General features: G+C 64.9%; 12 protein-coding genes. 6 read left to right on the top strand and 6 right to left on the bottom strand.

Features of this window, described 5'->3' with window-relative positions; translation table 11 throughout:
• Positions 1 to 199: 199 nt before the first annotated feature.
• Positions 200 to 562 (top strand): DUF3817 domain-containing protein, encoded by a 363-nt coding sequence (locus tag ABWI03_RS26030; RefSeq protein ID WP_020908283.1) that lies wholly within the window; start codon positions 200 to 202, stop codon positions 560 to 562.
• Between the two features lie 105 nt (positions 563 to 667).
• Positions 668 to 1,564 (top strand): tetratricopeptide repeat protein, encoded by an 897-nt coding sequence (locus ABWI03_RS26025; RefSeq protein WP_296555820.1) that lies wholly within the window; start codon positions 668 to 670, stop codon positions 1,562 to 1,564.
• Positions 1,565 to 1,582: 18 nt separating this feature from the next.
• On the opposite strand, the gene ABWI03_RS26020 is transcribed toward ABWI03_RS26025, so the two are convergent.
• The 3 genes from ABWI03_RS26020 to ABWI03_RS26010 are packed head-to-tail and all read right to left on the bottom strand — an operon-like array spanning position 1,583 to position 7,256.
• Complete coding sequence (locus ABWI03_RS26020) at positions 1,583 to 3,031, bottom strand: neutral zinc metallopeptidase (protein ID WP_095973024.1); 1,449 nt, start codon at positions 3,029 to 3,031, stop codon at positions 1,583 to 1,585.
• Positions 3,031 to 5,232 (bottom strand): 1,4-alpha-glucan branching protein GlgB, encoded by a 2,202-nt coding sequence (glgB, locus tag ABWI03_RS26015; protein ID WP_166813637.1) that lies wholly within the window; start codon positions 5,230 to 5,232, stop codon positions 3,031 to 3,033. The genes ABWI03_RS26020 and glgB overlap by 1 nt, the downstream gene beginning before the upstream one ends.
• Entirely contained in the window at positions 5,232 to 7,256 is a 2,025-nt protein-coding gene (locus ABWI03_RS26010) for an alpha-1,4-glucan--maltose-1-phosphate maltosyltransferase (RefSeq protein WP_166813639.1), read from the bottom strand. The genes glgB and ABWI03_RS26010 overlap by 1 nt, the downstream gene beginning before the upstream one ends.
• Before the next feature lie 176 nt (positions 7,257 to 7,432).
• Between ABWI03_RS26010 and glgP the strand changes: the two genes are divergently transcribed.
• Positions 7,433 to 10,033, top strand: a complete 2,601-nt coding sequence (glgP, locus tag ABWI03_RS26005) for an alpha-glucan family phosphorylase (RefSeq protein WP_298781391.1) — start codon at positions 7,433 to 7,435, stop codon at positions 10,031 to 10,033.
• Positions 10,034 to 10,101: 68 nt separating this feature from the next.
• On the opposite strand, the gene ABWI03_RS26000 is transcribed toward glgP, so the two are convergent.
• From ABWI03_RS26000 to ABWI03_RS25990, 3 genes are read right to left on the bottom strand one after another with little or no spacing between them, the layout of a single operon-like run.
• A complete protein-coding gene (locus tag ABWI03_RS26000; protein ID WP_058038870.1) occupies positions 10,102 to 12,150 on the bottom strand; it encodes an ATP-dependent DNA helicase in 2,049 nt (682 codons plus the stop codon).
• Positions 12,151 to 12,159: 9 nt separating this feature from the next.
• Positions 12,160 to 12,807 carry an isochorismatase family protein gene (locus ABWI03_RS25995; RefSeq protein ID WP_298781388.1) on the bottom strand — a complete coding sequence of 216 codons (648 nt, stop codon included), beginning with the start codon at positions 12,805 to 12,807 and terminating at the stop codon, positions 12,160 to 12,162.
• Positions 12,804 to 14,144: a nicotinate phosphoribosyltransferase gene (locus ABWI03_RS25990; protein ID WP_298781385.1), complete on the bottom strand. Its 1,341-nt coding sequence runs from the start codon at positions 14,142 to 14,144 to the stop codon at positions 12,804 to 12,806. Before ABWI03_RS25990 ends, ABWI03_RS25995 begins: the two co-directional genes overlap by 4 nt.
• Before the next feature lie 121 nt (positions 14,145 to 14,265).
• Here ABWI03_RS25990 and clpS point away from each other — a divergent pair, with 121 nt between their 5' ends.
• Genes clpS through ABWI03_RS25975 form a run of 3 tightly spaced genes read left to right on the top strand, consistent with a single transcriptional unit; the run spans position 14,266 to position 16,287 of the window.
• Entirely contained in the window at positions 14,266 to 14,577 is a 312-nt protein-coding gene (gene clpS / locus ABWI03_RS25985) for an ATP-dependent Clp protease adapter ClpS (protein WP_029255695.1), read from the top strand.
• A gap of 55 nt (positions 14,578 to 14,632) precedes the next feature.
• On the top strand, positions 14,633 to 15,223 hold the full coding sequence (aosR, locus tag ABWI03_RS25980; RefSeq protein WP_003945318.1) for an oxidative stress transcriptional regulator AosR: 591 nt from the start codon (positions 14,633 to 14,635) through the stop codon (positions 15,221 to 15,223).
• A complete protein-coding gene (locus ABWI03_RS25975; protein WP_235169753.1) occupies positions 15,220 to 16,287 on the top strand; it encodes a P1 family peptidase in 1,068 nt (355 codons plus the stop codon). The genes aosR and ABWI03_RS25975 overlap by 4 nt, the downstream gene beginning before the upstream one ends.
• The last annotated feature ends 7 nt before the right edge of the window (positions 16,288 to 16,294 follow it).

The raw sequence follows: 16,294 nt of genomic DNA, 5'->3' as shown, positions 1-16,294 counted from the left end.
CTCGAACTGCAACGCCGCGGCGGCGGCATCGGCGCAGCCGCACTCTGCGGCGGCGGCGGACAAGGCGACGCACTCATCATCCGCGTCCCCAAGGCCTGAGTGTCTCAATACACCTGAACCAGTGCTCTCGCTCAGCGGCGCCCCGTGGTTTTCCTCACACAACTACGGGGCGTCGTAGTTGTTCGGGCACAATGGCCTCATGGCGAACATCTTTGACGTATCCACTCCCGCGAAACGCTTCCGTCTGGTGGCGTGGTGGGAAGCTGTGACCTGGGCGGCTTTGCTGGTTGCCATGTTCTTCAAGTGGGTCCTCGGACACGAAGAAGCGATTCGCATCCCCGGAATGGTCCACGGAACCGCCGGCTTCCTGGTGTTCATCGTTGTTGCCCTCCTGACCGCGTGGTCGCTCAAGTGGGACATCAAGACCACGATCCTTGCGCTGATCTCGAGCGTTCCGCCGTTCGGCACCGTCATATTCGAGCGCTGGGCAGTGCGAAACGGCAAGCTCGGCGAACTGTCCACGGAGTTCGAGGCATCCAAGGGAAACGCTGCGCTCGTCTGAGTGCTGCATCCCTCTACGTAGCTCCGCGCAACTCGTGACAAACTGGGAGTCGTGACTCGACCAGGTTCCAGGCCCCCCGCGCGTTCGTCCGCAGTTGCTGCCGCCATGAGCGGCGCAGTCGACTTGTCCGCCTTCAAAGAGCGGGCCACGGCCCCACCACCGCCGCGTAACACCAGCGGCGACGGGGCCGTTTCTGCTGTCTCCGGGGCAGTGATCGAGGTGACCGAGGAGAACTTCGAAAGCGAAGTCCTGCTCAAGTCGAGCCAGGTGCCGGTCATCGTCAACATCGGTGGCCGCGCATACGAGCCCTCGGTCGTGTTCACCGAAGTTCTCGAATCATTGGCCGCGCGTGCCGGCGGCAAGTGGATTCTTGCCAACGTCGACGTCGACGTGAGCCCTCGTATCGCGCAGGCGTTCGGCGTCCAGTCGGTGCCGACGGTTGTTGCCGTCGCGGCAGGTCAGCCATTGGCCGATTTCCAGGGCGCTCAGCCGGAGGCGCAGCTCAGTCAGTGGTTCGACGCAGTGCTCCAAGCTGTCGAGGGCAAGTTGAGTGGGCCTGTGCCCGACGGTGACGAGCCCGTGGAGGAGGCCGAGGATCCTCGCTTCGTCGCAGCTGAAACCGCGCTGGACGAGGGCGATCTCGACGCCGCCATCGCCGCGTACCAGGTGATTCTCGACGCCGAACCCAACAACGCGGAGGCCAAGAGCGCTGTCCGCCAGGTGAAGTTCATGGCTCGGGTTCAAGGCGTCGATCCCGAGTCGATTGCGGCCGCGGATGCTGATCCGTCCAATCTCGAATTGCAGTTCGCTGCGGCCGACCTGGAAATGTTCGCCCAGCAACCCGAGGCGTCGTTCGCCCGCTTGATCTCGGTGGTCTCGCGAACTGCCGGCGACGACAAGGCTGCTGCTCGGACGCGCTTGCTCGAACTGTTCGAACTGTTCGACCCGGCAGAACCGATCGTCATAGCGGCCCGACGTAAGTTGGCTTCCGCTCTCTACTGACGTGTGGACCGGCAGCCGCTACTCCGTGTAGCGGCTGTCGCACACTTCCCGGCCGCCGAGTACACCGGTCCGGAACGCGTCGACGCGCGCAAACCCACTCGGAACCGTCTCACCGTTGACGTCACTGGCGGCGAGGCCGTCGGTCAGCAGCCCCGATACGGCTTCGTCGAGGTCGCCGGGGGAGAGTGTGACCTGTGCTCCGGACGCCGCCGCGTTGGTGGGACTGAGCGCTGCGGTGATGACGCCGGACAGGCAGGCGGCGCGCAAGGCCGTCTGCGGGGTGTCGAGAGATTGGCCGTTCTCCTTCTGCATCGCGAGGGTGTACCTCGACGCGAGCAGGACGTAGGCGTTGTAGTCACCGGTGATGTTGGTCTGGATCAACTCACGTCGCCCGACGCGACCCGGCGTGCCGCGCTCGGCAAGGTCGTCGACGCTGATTCCGATGGTGTTCGTCGACGGGCAGTAGGACACGGGTTCGGTCGCAACGGCATCGCTGCACCCGGTGTCGGCGCCGGTGAACACGACCTTCGGCGGCTCGGGCAGATCGAAGATCGCTTGGAAGGTCTTCACGAACTCGTCGAGAGTTGCCTCGGTGACGGGCAGTTCTCCGGAATCGTTGCCTTCGGCGAACTGCTGCGGGAGGTCTGCGCGTCGTGACTCGATTTCGTCGGCGTCCATCTTCGCGCACGCACCGGCGCCGTCGGTGAAGCCGATCTGAGTGGCGGTGACGCGCTCGAAAGCCGAACCATGATGGCTCTCAGGATCATTAGGGTCTTCGTCGCGGATGGCGACGGCCGACGCCAACACCTTGTTGAGTCCGTCGGAGGTGTTCATCGTGAAGTGTGCGGCCTTGTCCTCCGCGACGTGCCGCAGGAAGGCACCACCGAAACAGTCGGCTTGCTGTTCTCGAACCAGGGCCGCATCTCGTTTACCGCCGACGATCCCGGCTTTGCGTTGAACCGCGTGGCCGTACTCGTGCGCAAAGATGAACGCGACGGCCACTTCGCCGAACTTCTCTCGAACCTCGGGCAGCAGCAGTTCGCGATCCCAACCGATGGTGTGATCGATGCTGCAGTACCCGGCGTTGATGAGTTCTTCGGTGGTCTCCTCGCAGAAGTCCGGTCCGTTCGATTCGGTGGGGTCCCACGAGATCAGCTCGTCGACCGGCTCGAAGGGCTTGTCGAACAGAGCCGGGTACTCGGCGGCCCAGTAGGTTTCGATGTCGGTGATCGCGTTGGCCGCCAGGGCGTCGATGTCCCCGCCGTCGGTACCGGTAATTGCTCGGTCGGCGTTGGGGGCTCCCGGACGCAACCCACTTGGTCCCGCTGTCGCGTCGAGTCCGGCAACACGGAACGGGTCGTGATAAATCGAGACGGCGTGACCGTTCGTTCCGCCGGCACAACCGGCGAGCAGTGCGGCCACCGCCAACAGTGACGACGTGACAATGACTACTCGCCGGCCGACCATCAACGCTCCAGACTTATCCAAATCGCTCCAGCAGCTGGCAGCGCCACCTGTGCGGAGGCTGGCCGACCGTGCCACGAACGCGACGTTGCCGTGACCGCTCCGAGGTTCCCGACTCCGGAGCCGCCGTACACCTCGGCATCGGTGTTGAGAATTTCCACCCATCGGCCGGGCTCTGGTAGCCCGACGCGGTAGCTCGAGTGCTCACTGCCCGAAAAGTTGAACAGGCAGGCGACAATCGAACCGTCAGTACCGTAACGCAGAAAACTGAGGACGTTGTTCTCGGTGTCGTTGGCGTCGATCCAGGAGTATCCACCGGGCGAGGTGTCGAGGGTCCACATCGCCGGATGGCGTCGGTACGCGGAGTTGAGATCGCCGACCAGTCGCTGGACGCCGCGATGGAGAGTGCCGGTGTACTGATCGTCGAGCTGCCACCAGTCGAGGCCGCGTTCTTCGGACCATTCCGCGCTCTGGCCGAACTCCTGTCCCATGAACAGCAGTTGCTTGCCCGGATGCGCCCACATGTACGCAAGCAGTGACCGAAGACCGGCCGCCTTGGCGAAGTCGTTGCCGGGCATCCGGGTCCACAGAGTCCCCTTGCCGTGCACCACCTCGTCGTGGCTGATCGGTAGCAGGTAGTTCTCGCTCCACGCGTACATCAGCGAGAAAGTGATCTCGTGATGGTGGTAGGTCCGGTGCACCGGGTCGTGACCGAGGAACCCGAGGGTGTCGTGCATCCACCCCATGTTCCACTTCATGTTGAACCCGAGGCCACCGACATTGGTTGCCCGAGTGACTCCGGGCCACGCCGTCGACTCCTCGGCGACGGTGACGACACCTCGATGGTTCTTGTGGACGGTTGCGTTCATCTCCTGCAGGAACGCAACGGCTTCGAGATTCTCGCGGCCACCGTGAATGTTGGGAGTCCACCCACCTTCCGGACGTGAGTAGTCCAGGTACAGCATCGATGCGACGGCGTCGACGCGCAGTCCGTCGATGTGAAACTCCTCGAGCCAGAAGAGCGCGTTGGCGACGAGGAAGTTCCGGACCTCGCGGCGGCCGAAGTCGAATACGTATGTGCCCCAGTCCAACTGCTCGCCGCGTCGCGGATCGGCATGCTCGTACAGGGGAGTTCCGTCGAAACGGGCCAGCGCCCACTCGTCCTTGGGGAAATGCGCGGGTACCCAGTCGACGATGACGCCGATTCCTGCGGCGTGCAGGTGGTCCACGAACCACCGGAAATCGTCGGGCGTGCCGAAGCGGGACGTCGGTGCGTAGTACGACGTGACCTGGTATCCCCACGATCCGCCGAACGGGTGCTCGGAGACCGGCAGCAGTTCGACATGGGTGAATCCGGTTGCGGTGACGTACTCCGCCAGCTGTTCGGCCATCTGCCGGTAGTCGAGACCGGGGCGCCACGATCCGAGATGCACCTCGTACACACTCATCGGCGACTGCGAAGGGTCGACACCTGCACGGGTTTCCAGCCAGGCAGCGTCGTTCCACACATGGGAACTGGTGGTCACCCGTGAGGCCGTCGCCGGTGGAACCTCGGTACCGAACGCCATCGGATCTGCCTTGTCGCGAACCGAGCCGTCGTGTCCGTGGACTCGGAACTTGTACAGCGAACCGACTGCGATGTCGGGCAGGAAGATCTCCCAGACTCCGGTGGAGCCGAGGACGCGCATGGGAGCGAATTGCCCTCCCCACCCGTCGAAATCGCCGACGACGGTCACACCGCGGGCGGCCGGAGCCCAGACGGCGAACGAGGTACCGTCGACGGGTCCGTCCGGCGTTTCGTAAGAACGCGGGTGTGCACCGAGGATGTCCCACAGGCGTTCGTGTCGACCCTCGCCGAACAGGTGTAGGTCGAGTTCGCCGAGGGTTGGCAGGAATCGGTACGGGTCAGCCGCGAGAACGGTGTGTCCACCCGGGTACGTCACCGAATAGCGATAGTCGATCAGGTCGGGATAGGGGACCAAGGCAGCGAAGATGCCGTTCGAAACATGTTCGAGGGGAAAGCTTTTGCCGCCGATGACTGCGCTGACGGACTCGGCGTGGGGACGCAGCGCTCGCAGAACGGTCCCGTCGGCGTGGGGATGTGCGCCGAGGACGCTGTGTGGATCGTGATGTTCACCGCGTGCCAGCAGATCCAGATCGTGACTGTCCGGGGCGATACCCGAAGGGGACTTGTCTGTTGGCATCACTTGCCTCCACTCGCGCGGTGCGCGTTGCGTGCTTGGTAGGCCAGAGAGATCCGGGCCGGATACGGAACGGGTGGGAGCGCGAGGATGTGCGCCACCGAACGCCAGGGCTCGAGCCGGACGAAATTGGCCTGGCCCCAATTGAACTGCTCACCGGTTACTTCGTCGAGCACGGTCATGTGGTCGTGCCACTCGCGTCCGAGTGCCGGCATGTCCAACCAGACAGTGCCCTCCTCCGCCGCGAACGGGTTGAGGTTGATCACCGTCAGGACGGCGTCGCCGGTCGAGGCGTCGAACTTCGAGAACGCGATCAGTGCGTCGTTGTCGATGTGGTGAAAGTGCAGGTTCCGCAGCTGCTGCAGGGCGGGGTGTGCACGCCGGATGCGGTTGAGCGCGGTGATCCACGGCTCGAGAGATTCGCCTCGCGCTGCTGCTTCGGCGAAACGGCGCGGACGGAGTTCGTACTTCTCGGAGTCGAGGTATTCCTCGCTGCCGGGGCGAACGGCTTGGTGTTCGTAAAGTTCGTAACCGGAGTAGACGCCCCAGGTCGGCGCCAGTGTAGCGGCGAGAGCTGCTCGTAGAGCGAACATTCCGGGCCCACCGTGTTGGAGGGATTCGTGCAGAATGTCCGGGGTGTTCACGAAGAGGTTCGGTCGGGCTTCGTCGGCCTTCGCCGCCAGCTCGTTACCGAATTCGGTGAGTTCCCATTTCGCCACTCGCCAGGTGAAGTACGTGTACGACTGGGTGAATCCGCGTCGCGCCAGACCGTACATGCGTGCCGGACGGGTGAATGCCTCGGCGAGGAACAGGACGTCGGGGTCGGTCTTCTTGACCTCCGAGATCAGCGTCTCCCAGAAGTTGGGCGGTTTGGTGTGCGGGTTGTCGACCCGAAAGATCTTGACACCGGCGCTGATCCAGTGACGGACGACTCGCAGGATCTCCTTGTCGAGGCCGCGAGGATCGGTGTCGAAGTTGATCGGGTAGATGTCCTGATACTTCTTGGGTGGGTTTTCGGCGTAGGCGATGGTGCCGTCGGGAAGGACGTTGAACCATTCCGGATGCTTCTTGGCCCACGGATGATCCGGGGCGCACTGCAGCGCGAGATCCAGTGCCACTTCGAGATCGAGCTTGCGAGCGGTGGCGACGAAGGCTTTGAAATCCTTGAGGGTGCCGAGCTGAGGGTGGACTGCGTCGTGCCCGCCGTCGACCGAGCCGATGGCCCAGGGCGAACCGACGTCACCGGGCTCGGGGGTGAGGGTGTTGTTGCGCCCCTTGCGATTGATCTCCCCGATGGGGTGGATCGGCGGTAGGTAGACGACGTCGAAACCCATTGCCGCGATGCGGGGCAGGTCCTCGGCCGAGGTGCGGAACGTGCCGTGTTGCGGGACCCCGTTCTCGTCCCAACCGCCCGTCGAGCGGGGGAAGAACTCGTACCAGGAGCCGAACAGTGCACGGTTGCGATCGACGACGACGGGGTGGGACTCGCCCTTGGTGACCAGTTCGCGGAGCGGAGTGGCGCGGAGCAATTCGGCCACGTCGGAGGCGAAGGCCGGAGCGACGCGAGCAGTCAGCGCCTGATCGCTGCGCAGCGACGCCGTGACGGCCTCGAGCCGGGACCTGTTGCCCCGCGGCACCTCGTGCGCGGCCTGTTCGAACAGGCGCGCACCGATTTCCAGGTCGTTGGCCAGCTCGACAGCGCCCTGCCCGACGGCCAGCTTTGCTTCCACCGCGTGCTTCCAGGTGGCGATGGGATCGCTCCACGCCTCGATCCGGAACGACCACATGCCTTCGGCGGACGGCGTGAACACCGCGTTGACGGTGTCCGGTTCGGTGCCGGGATCCATCGGAATACGCAGCGGCTTGGTTCCGCGCGGACCACGCACCACCAGAGTTGCGGAAATGGCGTCGTGGCCTTCTCGCCACACGGTGGCATGCACCGGAAAGACTTCACCGACCACGGCCTTTGCCGGATAGTTACCCGAGATCTCGGGTACCACGTCGTCGATACCGAGGCGTCCTGACACGGGAAGCTCCATTTCTGGTGATGGATCGCGGTAAAACTTTCTTTCGCCGGTTCAACCGTAGTGGGTGTCGCGCCGGAGCGCTGATAACGGCGAAGCCGGGTCTGTCGGTGGTCAGGTCGGCTCGGACGTGAGGTTCCACCAGACAGAGTGCAAGGAACTCGACTAGGGTTCGCGGGGTGAAAGCCTTGCGTCGGTTCACTGTCCGAGCCCACCTTCCGGAGCGCCTTGCCGCGCTCGGCCCCCTGTCCACCAACCTTCGTTGGTCGTGGCATCCCGAGACACAGGATTTGTTCTCGCGACTCGACCCCGAACTCTGGCAAGCAGTCCAGTTCGACCCGGTCCGGATGCTCGGGGAAGTCGACCCCGCCCGGCTCGACGAACTCTGCAGCGACGAGGCATTTCTCGGTGACCTCGACACTGCAGCAGCCGATCTCGACGCTTACCTGAGTACGCCGCGCTGGTATCAGTCCCAGCAGGCCAAGGGCACGTCGTTGGCCGGCGGAATCGCGTACTTCTCCATGGAGTTCGGGGTCAGTGAAGTTCTGCCCAACTACTCCGGTGGATTGGGCATCCTTGCCGGTGATCATCTCAAGGCCGCGTCCGATCTCGGGCTGCCGCTCATCGGCGTCGGACTGCTCTACCGATCCGGGTACTTCCGCCAGTCGCTGACCGCCGACGGTTGGCAGGCCGAGCACTACCCACCCCACGACCCTCAAGGGTTGCCTCTTCGTTTGCTGACGGACGCAGGCCCGGCCTCCGACGACGGATCTCCGGTCGTCATTCACGTGGCCATGCCCGGTGGCCGTGTGCTTCGTGCGCGAGTGTGGATCGCTCAGGTCGGCCGAGTGCCGTTGCTGCTGCTCGATTCCGACATCGCCGAGAACGACGCGGACCTTCGCGGCGTCACGGACCGCCTCTACGGCGGGGACCAGGATCACCGCATCAAGCAGGAGATCCTCGCGGGTATCGGCGGCGTGCGCGCGGTCCGCGCCTACACCGCGGCTTACGGATTGCCCGATCCCGAGGTGTTCCACATGAACGAGGGGCATGCCGGATTCCTCGGTATCGAACGGATTCGGGAACTTGTCACCACCAGTGGTCTGGACTTCGATTCCGCTCTGGCCGCGGTTCGAGCCGGAACCGTCTTCACGACGCACACCCCGGTACCTGCCGGAATCGACCGCTTCCCGGCAGATCTGGTCCGTCATTACTTCGGCGGCACGAACGGCGAGAACGAATCGACGTTGCTTCCTGGCCTGACCGTCGACCGCATCGTCGGGATGGGGCGCGAATCCGATCCGTCGATCTTCAACATGGCGCACATGGGCCTTCGTCTGGGGCAGCGCGCGAACGGCGTCTCGAAGTTGCACGGCATCGTCAGCCGCGACATGTTCAACGGACTCTGGCCGGGATTCGACGCCGACGAGGTGCCGATCGGTTCGGTCACCAACGGTGTGCACGCACCGACGTGGGCGGCGCCGGAGTGGATGGACGTGGCCAGGCGGATCGTCGGGCAGGAGCAACTCGAAGAAGCGCGCGGGTGGGAGCGCCTGCACGAGTTGTCGGCCACGGAACTGTGGGAAACACGTAATGCGTTGCGCGGCAAGTTGGTCGACGAAGTTCGTCGTCGCGTCCGGGCATCGTGGCTGGAACGCGGCGCGACCGAGGCTGAACTCGGCTGGACCACTGGAGTTTTCGATCCCAACGTTTTGACCGTCGGATTCGCCAGGCGCGTTCCGACGTACAAGCGGTTGACGCTCATGCTGCGTGATCCCGAGCGTCTGCGTGCGATGTTGCTCGACGAGCAGCGTCCGGTGCAGTTGGTGGTGGCCGGTAAGTCGCACCCCGCCGACGACGGTGGCAAGGCACTCATTCAGCAGGTCGTACGGTTCGCCGACGAAGCGGATGTCCGTCACCGCATCGTCTTCCTGCCCGACTACGACATGTCCATGGCCCGCTACCTCTACTGGGGCTGCGACGTGTGGCTCAACAACCCGCTTCGCCCACTCGAGGCATGCGGTACTTCCGGCATGAAATCCGCGCTCAACGGTGGACTCAACCTCTCCATTCGTGACGGATGGTGGGACGAGATGTACGACGGCGAGAACGGGTGGGCCATTCCGACGGCCGACGGTGTTCTCGACGACGTGCGGCGTGACGATCTGGAAGCCAGCGCGCTCTACGAACTTCTCGAGCACGCGGTGCTGCCGACGTTCTACGACCGTGATGCAGCCGATCTGCCGACGCGCTGGGTCGAGAGGGTTCGCCACACCCTCGAAAACCTGGGCCCGAAGGTGTTGGCATCACGCATGGTTCGTGACTACGCGGTCGACTACTACGCCCCTTCGGCGGAATCAGCTCGAGCGGTAGTGGCGGATGATTTTGCCGGTGCGCGTGAGGTGGCCGAGTTCCGTCGCCGCATCGAATCGCAGTGGCCGTCGGTCGCCGTCGAGCAGGTGGACGGTTCCGGCCTGCCGGACACTCCGGAGATCGGTGCGACCATCTCGTTGACGGCCAAGGTCCGCCTCGGCGGCTTGTCGGTCTCGGATGTCGAGGTTCAGGCAGTTCTCGGACGCGTCAGCCCGGGCGAGGAACTCACCGACGTGGTGACGTTCCCGATGACACACTTCGGCGCCGAGGACGGAACCGAGATCTTCGAAGCCGAGGTCGCCCTTCCGGTCTCCGGCTCCGTCGGCTACACCGTACGGGTTCTGCCACATCACCGGTTGTTGGTCAATGCGTCCGAACTCGGATTGGTGACCACACCGAACGTCTGACGTTGTGCGTTCTGCCCCGGGCCGTTCGGTCGGTACCGGGGCAGAATTGTGCCCGGGTGAAACGTCGGTCAGGGACGCGAGTCGCGGATGCGGGTGAGTGCCTTGCGGACGACTTCGGGGTTGGTCGTCTCCCAGAACGGAGGCAGTGATGCGCGAAGGTAACCCGCGTACCTCGCCGTGGCCAGACGCGGATCGAGCACGGCGACCACGCCCTTGTCGTCGGTGCTGCGAAGCAGACGGCCCACGCCCTGTGCCAGGAGCAGCGCCGCGTGATTGGCCGAGACGCTGAGAAAGCCGTTACCGCCATGGGATTCGATGGCTTGTTGGCGGGCCATCAGCAGTGGGTCGTCCGGGCGCGGGAACGGAATCCGGTCCAAGATGACGAGGCTCAGCGACGGCCCCGGAACATCGACGCCCTGCCACAGGGACAACGTGCCGAACAGTGACGTGGGTTCGTCCTTGGCGAAGGCCTTGACGAGGGTGCCGGTGGCGTCGTCCCCCTGACACAGGATCGGTGTGTCGAGGCGTTCGCGCATGGCCTCGGACGCGGCTTTGGCGGCGCGCATCGACGAGAACAAGCCGAGGGTGCGTCCGCCCGCAGCCTCGACAAGTTCGGCGATCTCGTCGAGATAGACCGGGGAGAGGCCGTCGCGGCCGGGCGTGGGCAGGTGGCGGGCAATGTAGATGATGCCGGCCTTGGCATGGTCGAACGGCGACCCGACGTCGAGCGAGTTCCAGCGGAAAGCCGAAGCGTCGGAAGGGGCTTCGGTTCCGATGGCGGTACCCGAGTCGGGGCGCGCGGACGATTCGGCGGGGAGACCCCAGTTGACGGCGAGCCCGTCGAACGATCCGCCGACGGTCAGTGTCGCGGAAGTGAGAACGACGGTGGATTCGGCGAACAGTCGCGAGCGCAGCAACCCGCCGACCGAGAGCGGAGCCATCCGGACGGAGCGCCGCACCGATCCGCGGAACTCGTCCGAGGACAGCCAGACGACGTCCTTGCGCTTGGCCGGGTCGGGTTCGTCGAAAGCAGTGAGAATGCGCACGGCGCTGTCGTGGACGTCGTCGACGGACGAGAGCGCGGCGTTGCGGGCGGCAGCGGCTTCGGGGTCTGCGGCCGCCATACCCGGTTTGGCCGGGCCGATAGCGGTGCGCAGCGACCAGGCCGCGTCGCGGATCGCGGCCAGTGCGGGCGCCGCCCCGTCCGGGAGGCCTTCCCATCGACCTGGCCGTAATTCTTCGAGGAGCCCCGCCCAACCCTCGCCGGCAGCTTCGAGTCGGTCGGCGTCCTGTTCTTCGGCGATCTTGCCGCAGCGCCTGGCCGCGGCACTGATCGAGGCGGCAGTGAGATCAGCCGTGGCAACGCCGGTGACGCGGTCGACCAACTCGTGGGCCTCGTCGATCACCACGACGTCGTGGTCGGGAAGGATCTGGATGCCGGTGATGGCGTCGATGGCGAGCAGTGCGTGGTTGGTGACCACGACGTCGGCTTTCGACGCCTCGACTCGGGCCCGCTCGGCGAAGCAGTCCTCACCGACCGGGCACTGGTTCTTGCCGATGCACTCGCGGGAGGTGACGCTGACCTGCCGCCACGCCTGATCGGACACGCCCGGCACCAATTCGTCACGATCACCGGTTTCGGTGTCGGAGGACCATTCGGTAAGGCGTACGACCTCCCGGCCGAGACGCGAGACCGTGAACGGATCGAACAACTCGTCCTCGGGTGGCTGCTCGGACGCGCCGGTGTGGATCTTGTTCATGCACAGGTAGTTGTTGCGGCCCTTGAGGATTGCGAACTCGGCGCGTCGGCCGAGTGGCTTCTTCAGTGCGTCGGCGAGCCGCGGCAGATCTCGATCGACGAGCTGACGCTGAAGCGCGATGGTGGCGGTGGACACGACCACGGTGCGTCCCGATTCGACCGCGTGGCGCAGGCTCGGAACGAGGTAGGCGAGCGACTTACCGGTACCGGTGCCGGCCTGGACGGCAAGATGCTCGCCGGTGTCGATCGAGTGCGCCACGGCGGACGCCATCGTCAGCTGACTGGTTCGTTCGGCACCGCCGAGCGACCGCACCGCTGTCTGGAGCAGTTCGGGAACGTTCGGGAGTTGATCGGCCACCCACGAAGGTTAATGGATCCCTACGTCAGAAACGTCCACGGATGATTCCCGGGGTAGTTCCCCGGCATTCGAGTCTTCTTCCGACGACGCCTCGTCTCGCCCGATCAGCTGCACTCCCGCCTCCTGCATCTGCACCAATGCCGACTCGATCGTGGCGGTCGACACACCAGCGGTGAAGGGGAGAAGAACTGTCGTGGCGAACCCCGCGCGCGCGGCGTCGACGGCCGTGGCCTTGACACAGTGATCCGTGGCGATGCCGATCACGTCGACGTCGGTGATCTCGTGGGCGCGGAGCCAGTCCTCGAGCGTCGTGCCGTCCTCGGTTACTCCCTCGAAACCGGAATAGGCCGCGCTGTAGGCGCCCTTGGAGAAGATCGCCGAACCGGCGACAGAGGCGTCGAACGCCGGATGGAACTCGGCGCCGGCCGTCCCGACGACGCAGTGAACCGGCCAACTGTCGACGAAGTCGGGAGTCTCGGAGAAATGCGCCCCAGGGTCGATGTGAAAATCGCGAGTCGCGACTACGGCGTCGTACTCGTGGGAGTTGACGAAATCGTTGACGGCCGCTGCAACGGCAGCACCGCCGTCGACCGCGAGAGCACCACCTTCGCAGAAATCATTTTGAACGTCGACGACGATCAGTGCTTTTGCACTCACCGGTGCTCACCTCCGGAGAATCGAACGGGCACTGCCGAGTCTCCGCGCGAGAGCTTGAGTCCTTCCCACGGCAGGCTCACGAGCCCAGCCTTCAGAACTGCGCGGCTCTCTTCGAGCGTCGGTGCGCTCTCGACGACTTTGCCTTCGCGAACCAACGGGATCAACAATTCGGTCGCGCCGTCCGCCTCGGAAACCGGAGCGGGCGAGCCGGCGGGGTAGATGACTTCCTCGACGATCGTTCCGGTCGGACGCACCACGCGCAGTGCCTTCTTGGCGCCGCCACGAGATGCCTTGTTGGTGCTTCTCTTCTCGACGGCGATCCCGCCCACCTCGACCAACTTGTAGACCATGCCCGCTGTGGGCGCGCCCGATCCGGTGACCAGTGAAGTGCCGACGCCGTACGAGTCGACGGGTTCGGCCCGCAGGGCCGCGATGGCGTACTCGTCCAGGTCGCCGGAGACGACGATGCGCGTCTTGGTGGCACCGAGGTCGTCGAGTTGTTGCCGTACCTGGCGAGCCAGGACGCCGAGATCACCGGAATCGATGCGAACTCCGCCCAGTTCGGGACCGGCAACGGCGACAGCCGTTTTCACACCCTCGGTGATGTCGTAGGTATCGACGAGCAACGTGGTGGATACGCCGAGTGCCGCGACCTGACCGCGGAATGCCGCTGCCTCGTCCGGACCGTCTTCGGTGGTGTGCAGGAGAGTGAAGGCGTGTGCACTGGTACCCGCGCTGGGTACGTCGTGACGCCGCGCGGCTTCGAGGTTGGAGGTGGCGTCGAACCCGGCGAGATAGGCGGCACGTGAAGCGGCGACGGCTGCCTGTTCGTGTGTGCGACGCGAGCCCATCTCGATCATCCGTCGGCCACCCGCTGCGCTCACCATGCGGGCTGCGGCCGAAGCGATCGCGCTGTCGTGGTTGAGGATCGAGAGAATCAAGGTTTCGAGGATGACGCACTCGGCGAAAGTTCCGCGGACCGAGAGAATCGGTGATCCGGGGAAGTAGAAGTCGCCCTCGCGGTAGCCGTCGATGTCACCGGAGAATCGATAGTTGCGCAGCCACTCGACCGTCGTGTCGTCAAGGAATTTCGCAACGATCGCCAGTTCCGGTTCACCGAACCGGAACTGCTCGAGTGCGTCGAGCAGGCGTTCGGTACCGGCGACGACGCCGTAGCGACGACCGTCTGGCAGCCGCCGTGCGAATACCTCGAAACTGCAGTTACGGAAGGCAGATCCGTCGGCGAGAGCCGCCGAGAGCATGGTCAGTTCGTACTGATCGGTGAGCAGTGCGGTGCTGGCACCGGCGTCGCGGATGTCGGAAATTTGCGTAGGCACGCACACAACTCTATGCGCGAGACGACGTGGGTGGGTGTTGTCGCCTCTCGTCGCGCCGTACCCTGGATACATGGTTTTCGGCGGCGCGACCGTGTCCGGCACTTACTCGGCGAACGTAACGATGAGAGGCGCTACGGCTTCCTCTCCTCAAGCCACGCCCGAGCAGTCGGAGGCTGTGGCGACCATCGAGGCCGCCGATCGGCCCTGGGTGACCATCGTCTGGGACGACCCGGTCAATCTCATGCACTACGTGACCTACGTGTTCCAGAAGTTGTTCGGTTACAGCAAAGCCAAGGCCACCGACCTGATGATGCAGGTCCATTCGGAGGGCAAGGCCGTGGTCTCGAGCGGATCGCGCGACAAGATGGAGGCCGATGTCCGTCGCCTCCACGCTGCCGGTCTCTGGGCCACGATGCAACGCGACGACACCTGAGAAAAGCCTTTTTCGACCGATTTGTTCGCCTAACTCGTAGACGGGAGTCCGACGCGTGCGGACGTGGAGTAGGAAGAGTTCACTTGGCGGAGTCAAGTTCAAGTCCGAGATGGACGGCCACGAGGCGGCAGTTCTGCGCTCGCTCGTGGAGTCGGTGACCGGGCTTCTCGACGAGCGTGCGTCTTCGGCGCCGCAGGACGAGCTCGCCGCGCTGACGGGCCTTCGCACCGGAAATTCGGAGACCCCGGACAATCCGGTGTTGGCACGTTTGCTTCCCGACTTCCAGCGCACCGATCCGGACAAGGTCGCTCCGGACAGTGACGATCTCGACGACGCGGGTGCCAATGTCAACGGTGCGCTGCGAAGTTTGCACGAGCCCGAGATCATCGACGCCAAACGTGAGTCCGCTCGAATGCTTTTGGCTTCGCTTCCCGAGGCAGGCGGCAAGGTCGTTCTCACGCAGGAACAGGCCGACGCCTGGCTGTCCTCGCTCAACGACGTCCGTCTCGCGCTCGGCACCAATCTCGGCATCGACGCCGACACCCCGGAGAGCCTCGAACCCGACGACCCGCGAGCCCCGCATCTCGACGTCTATCACTGGTTGACGTGGATGCAGGACTCCCTCGTCCAGGCGCTCATGCCATGACCACGACGCGGACCGGGCCCACTGATTCACTGACAGATGTCGCCGGCCTCGCCGTCGGTCATCACCACAAGCTCGACGAGGGAGCCACTCTCGGAAGCGGCGCAGCCACCGGCTGCACGGTCGTGCTCGCGTCGGCCGGTGTGGTTGCCGGAGTCGACGTCCGGGGCGGCGGTCCGGGTACCCGCGAGACCGATCTGCTCGACCCGAGCCATTCGGTCCAGCAGGTCAATGCCGTGCTGTTGACCGGCGGTAGTGCCTACGGACTTGCCGCGGCCGACGGAGTGATGCGCTGGCTCGAGGAACACGATCACGGGATCGCGATGGGCGCTCCTGGTCAGGTGGTACCGATCGTGCCCGGCGCCGTGATCTTCGATCTGCCGGTTGGGGACTGGAACGTTCGTCCGACCGGAGACTTCGGATTCCTCGCTGCCGACACCGCTTCGCGCGAATTCGCCACGGGCACGGTCGGCGCCGGGGTAGGTGCCAGAGCCGGAGCGCTCAAAGGTGGGGTGGGAACGGCCAGCGTCGTGATCGCCGACGGCCCCGCCGAGGGGACGACGGTCTCCGCCTTGATCGTGGCGAATCCCGTGGGTTCGGTCTTCGATCCGCGAACAGGTTTGCCGTGGGGCATCGGCTCGGACGGCGCGGAATCTTTCGGACTCAGGCCTCCCGACGCGTCCGAACTCGCGGCAGCCAACGCCGTCGCGGCCAAGGGAACCGTCCTCAACACCACGATCGGTGTGGTCGCCACCGACGCCGCCCTGACCAAAGCCGGGTGCCGACGCGTCGCTGTCGCAGGTCACGACGGTCTGGCTCGTGCGATTCGGCCCGCACATTCGCCGCTCGACGGCGACACGATCTTCGCCCTCGCTACCGGTGATCACAAGCCGAATTCGGAGATCGCGGTTCCGGCCGCCTTCCCGAACGATCTGCCCGTACTCGACGCGGTGTGCGCAGCTTCGGCGCAGGTGGTCGAACGTGCGATCGTCACAGCGATTCTGGACGCCACGTCGGTGGCCGGAATCCCGAGCTACCGCGAACTCTTCCCGTCCGCATTTCTCTAGGCAGCAC

This window comes from Rhodococcus baikonurensis (assembly GCF_040489275.1).
In the GTDB taxonomy this organism is placed as follows: Bacteria; Actinomycetota; Actinomycetes; order Mycobacteriales; family Mycobacteriaceae; genus Rhodococcus_F; species Rhodococcus_F baikonurensis.
This window is presented reverse-complemented; position numbering and strand designations above follow the sequence as displayed.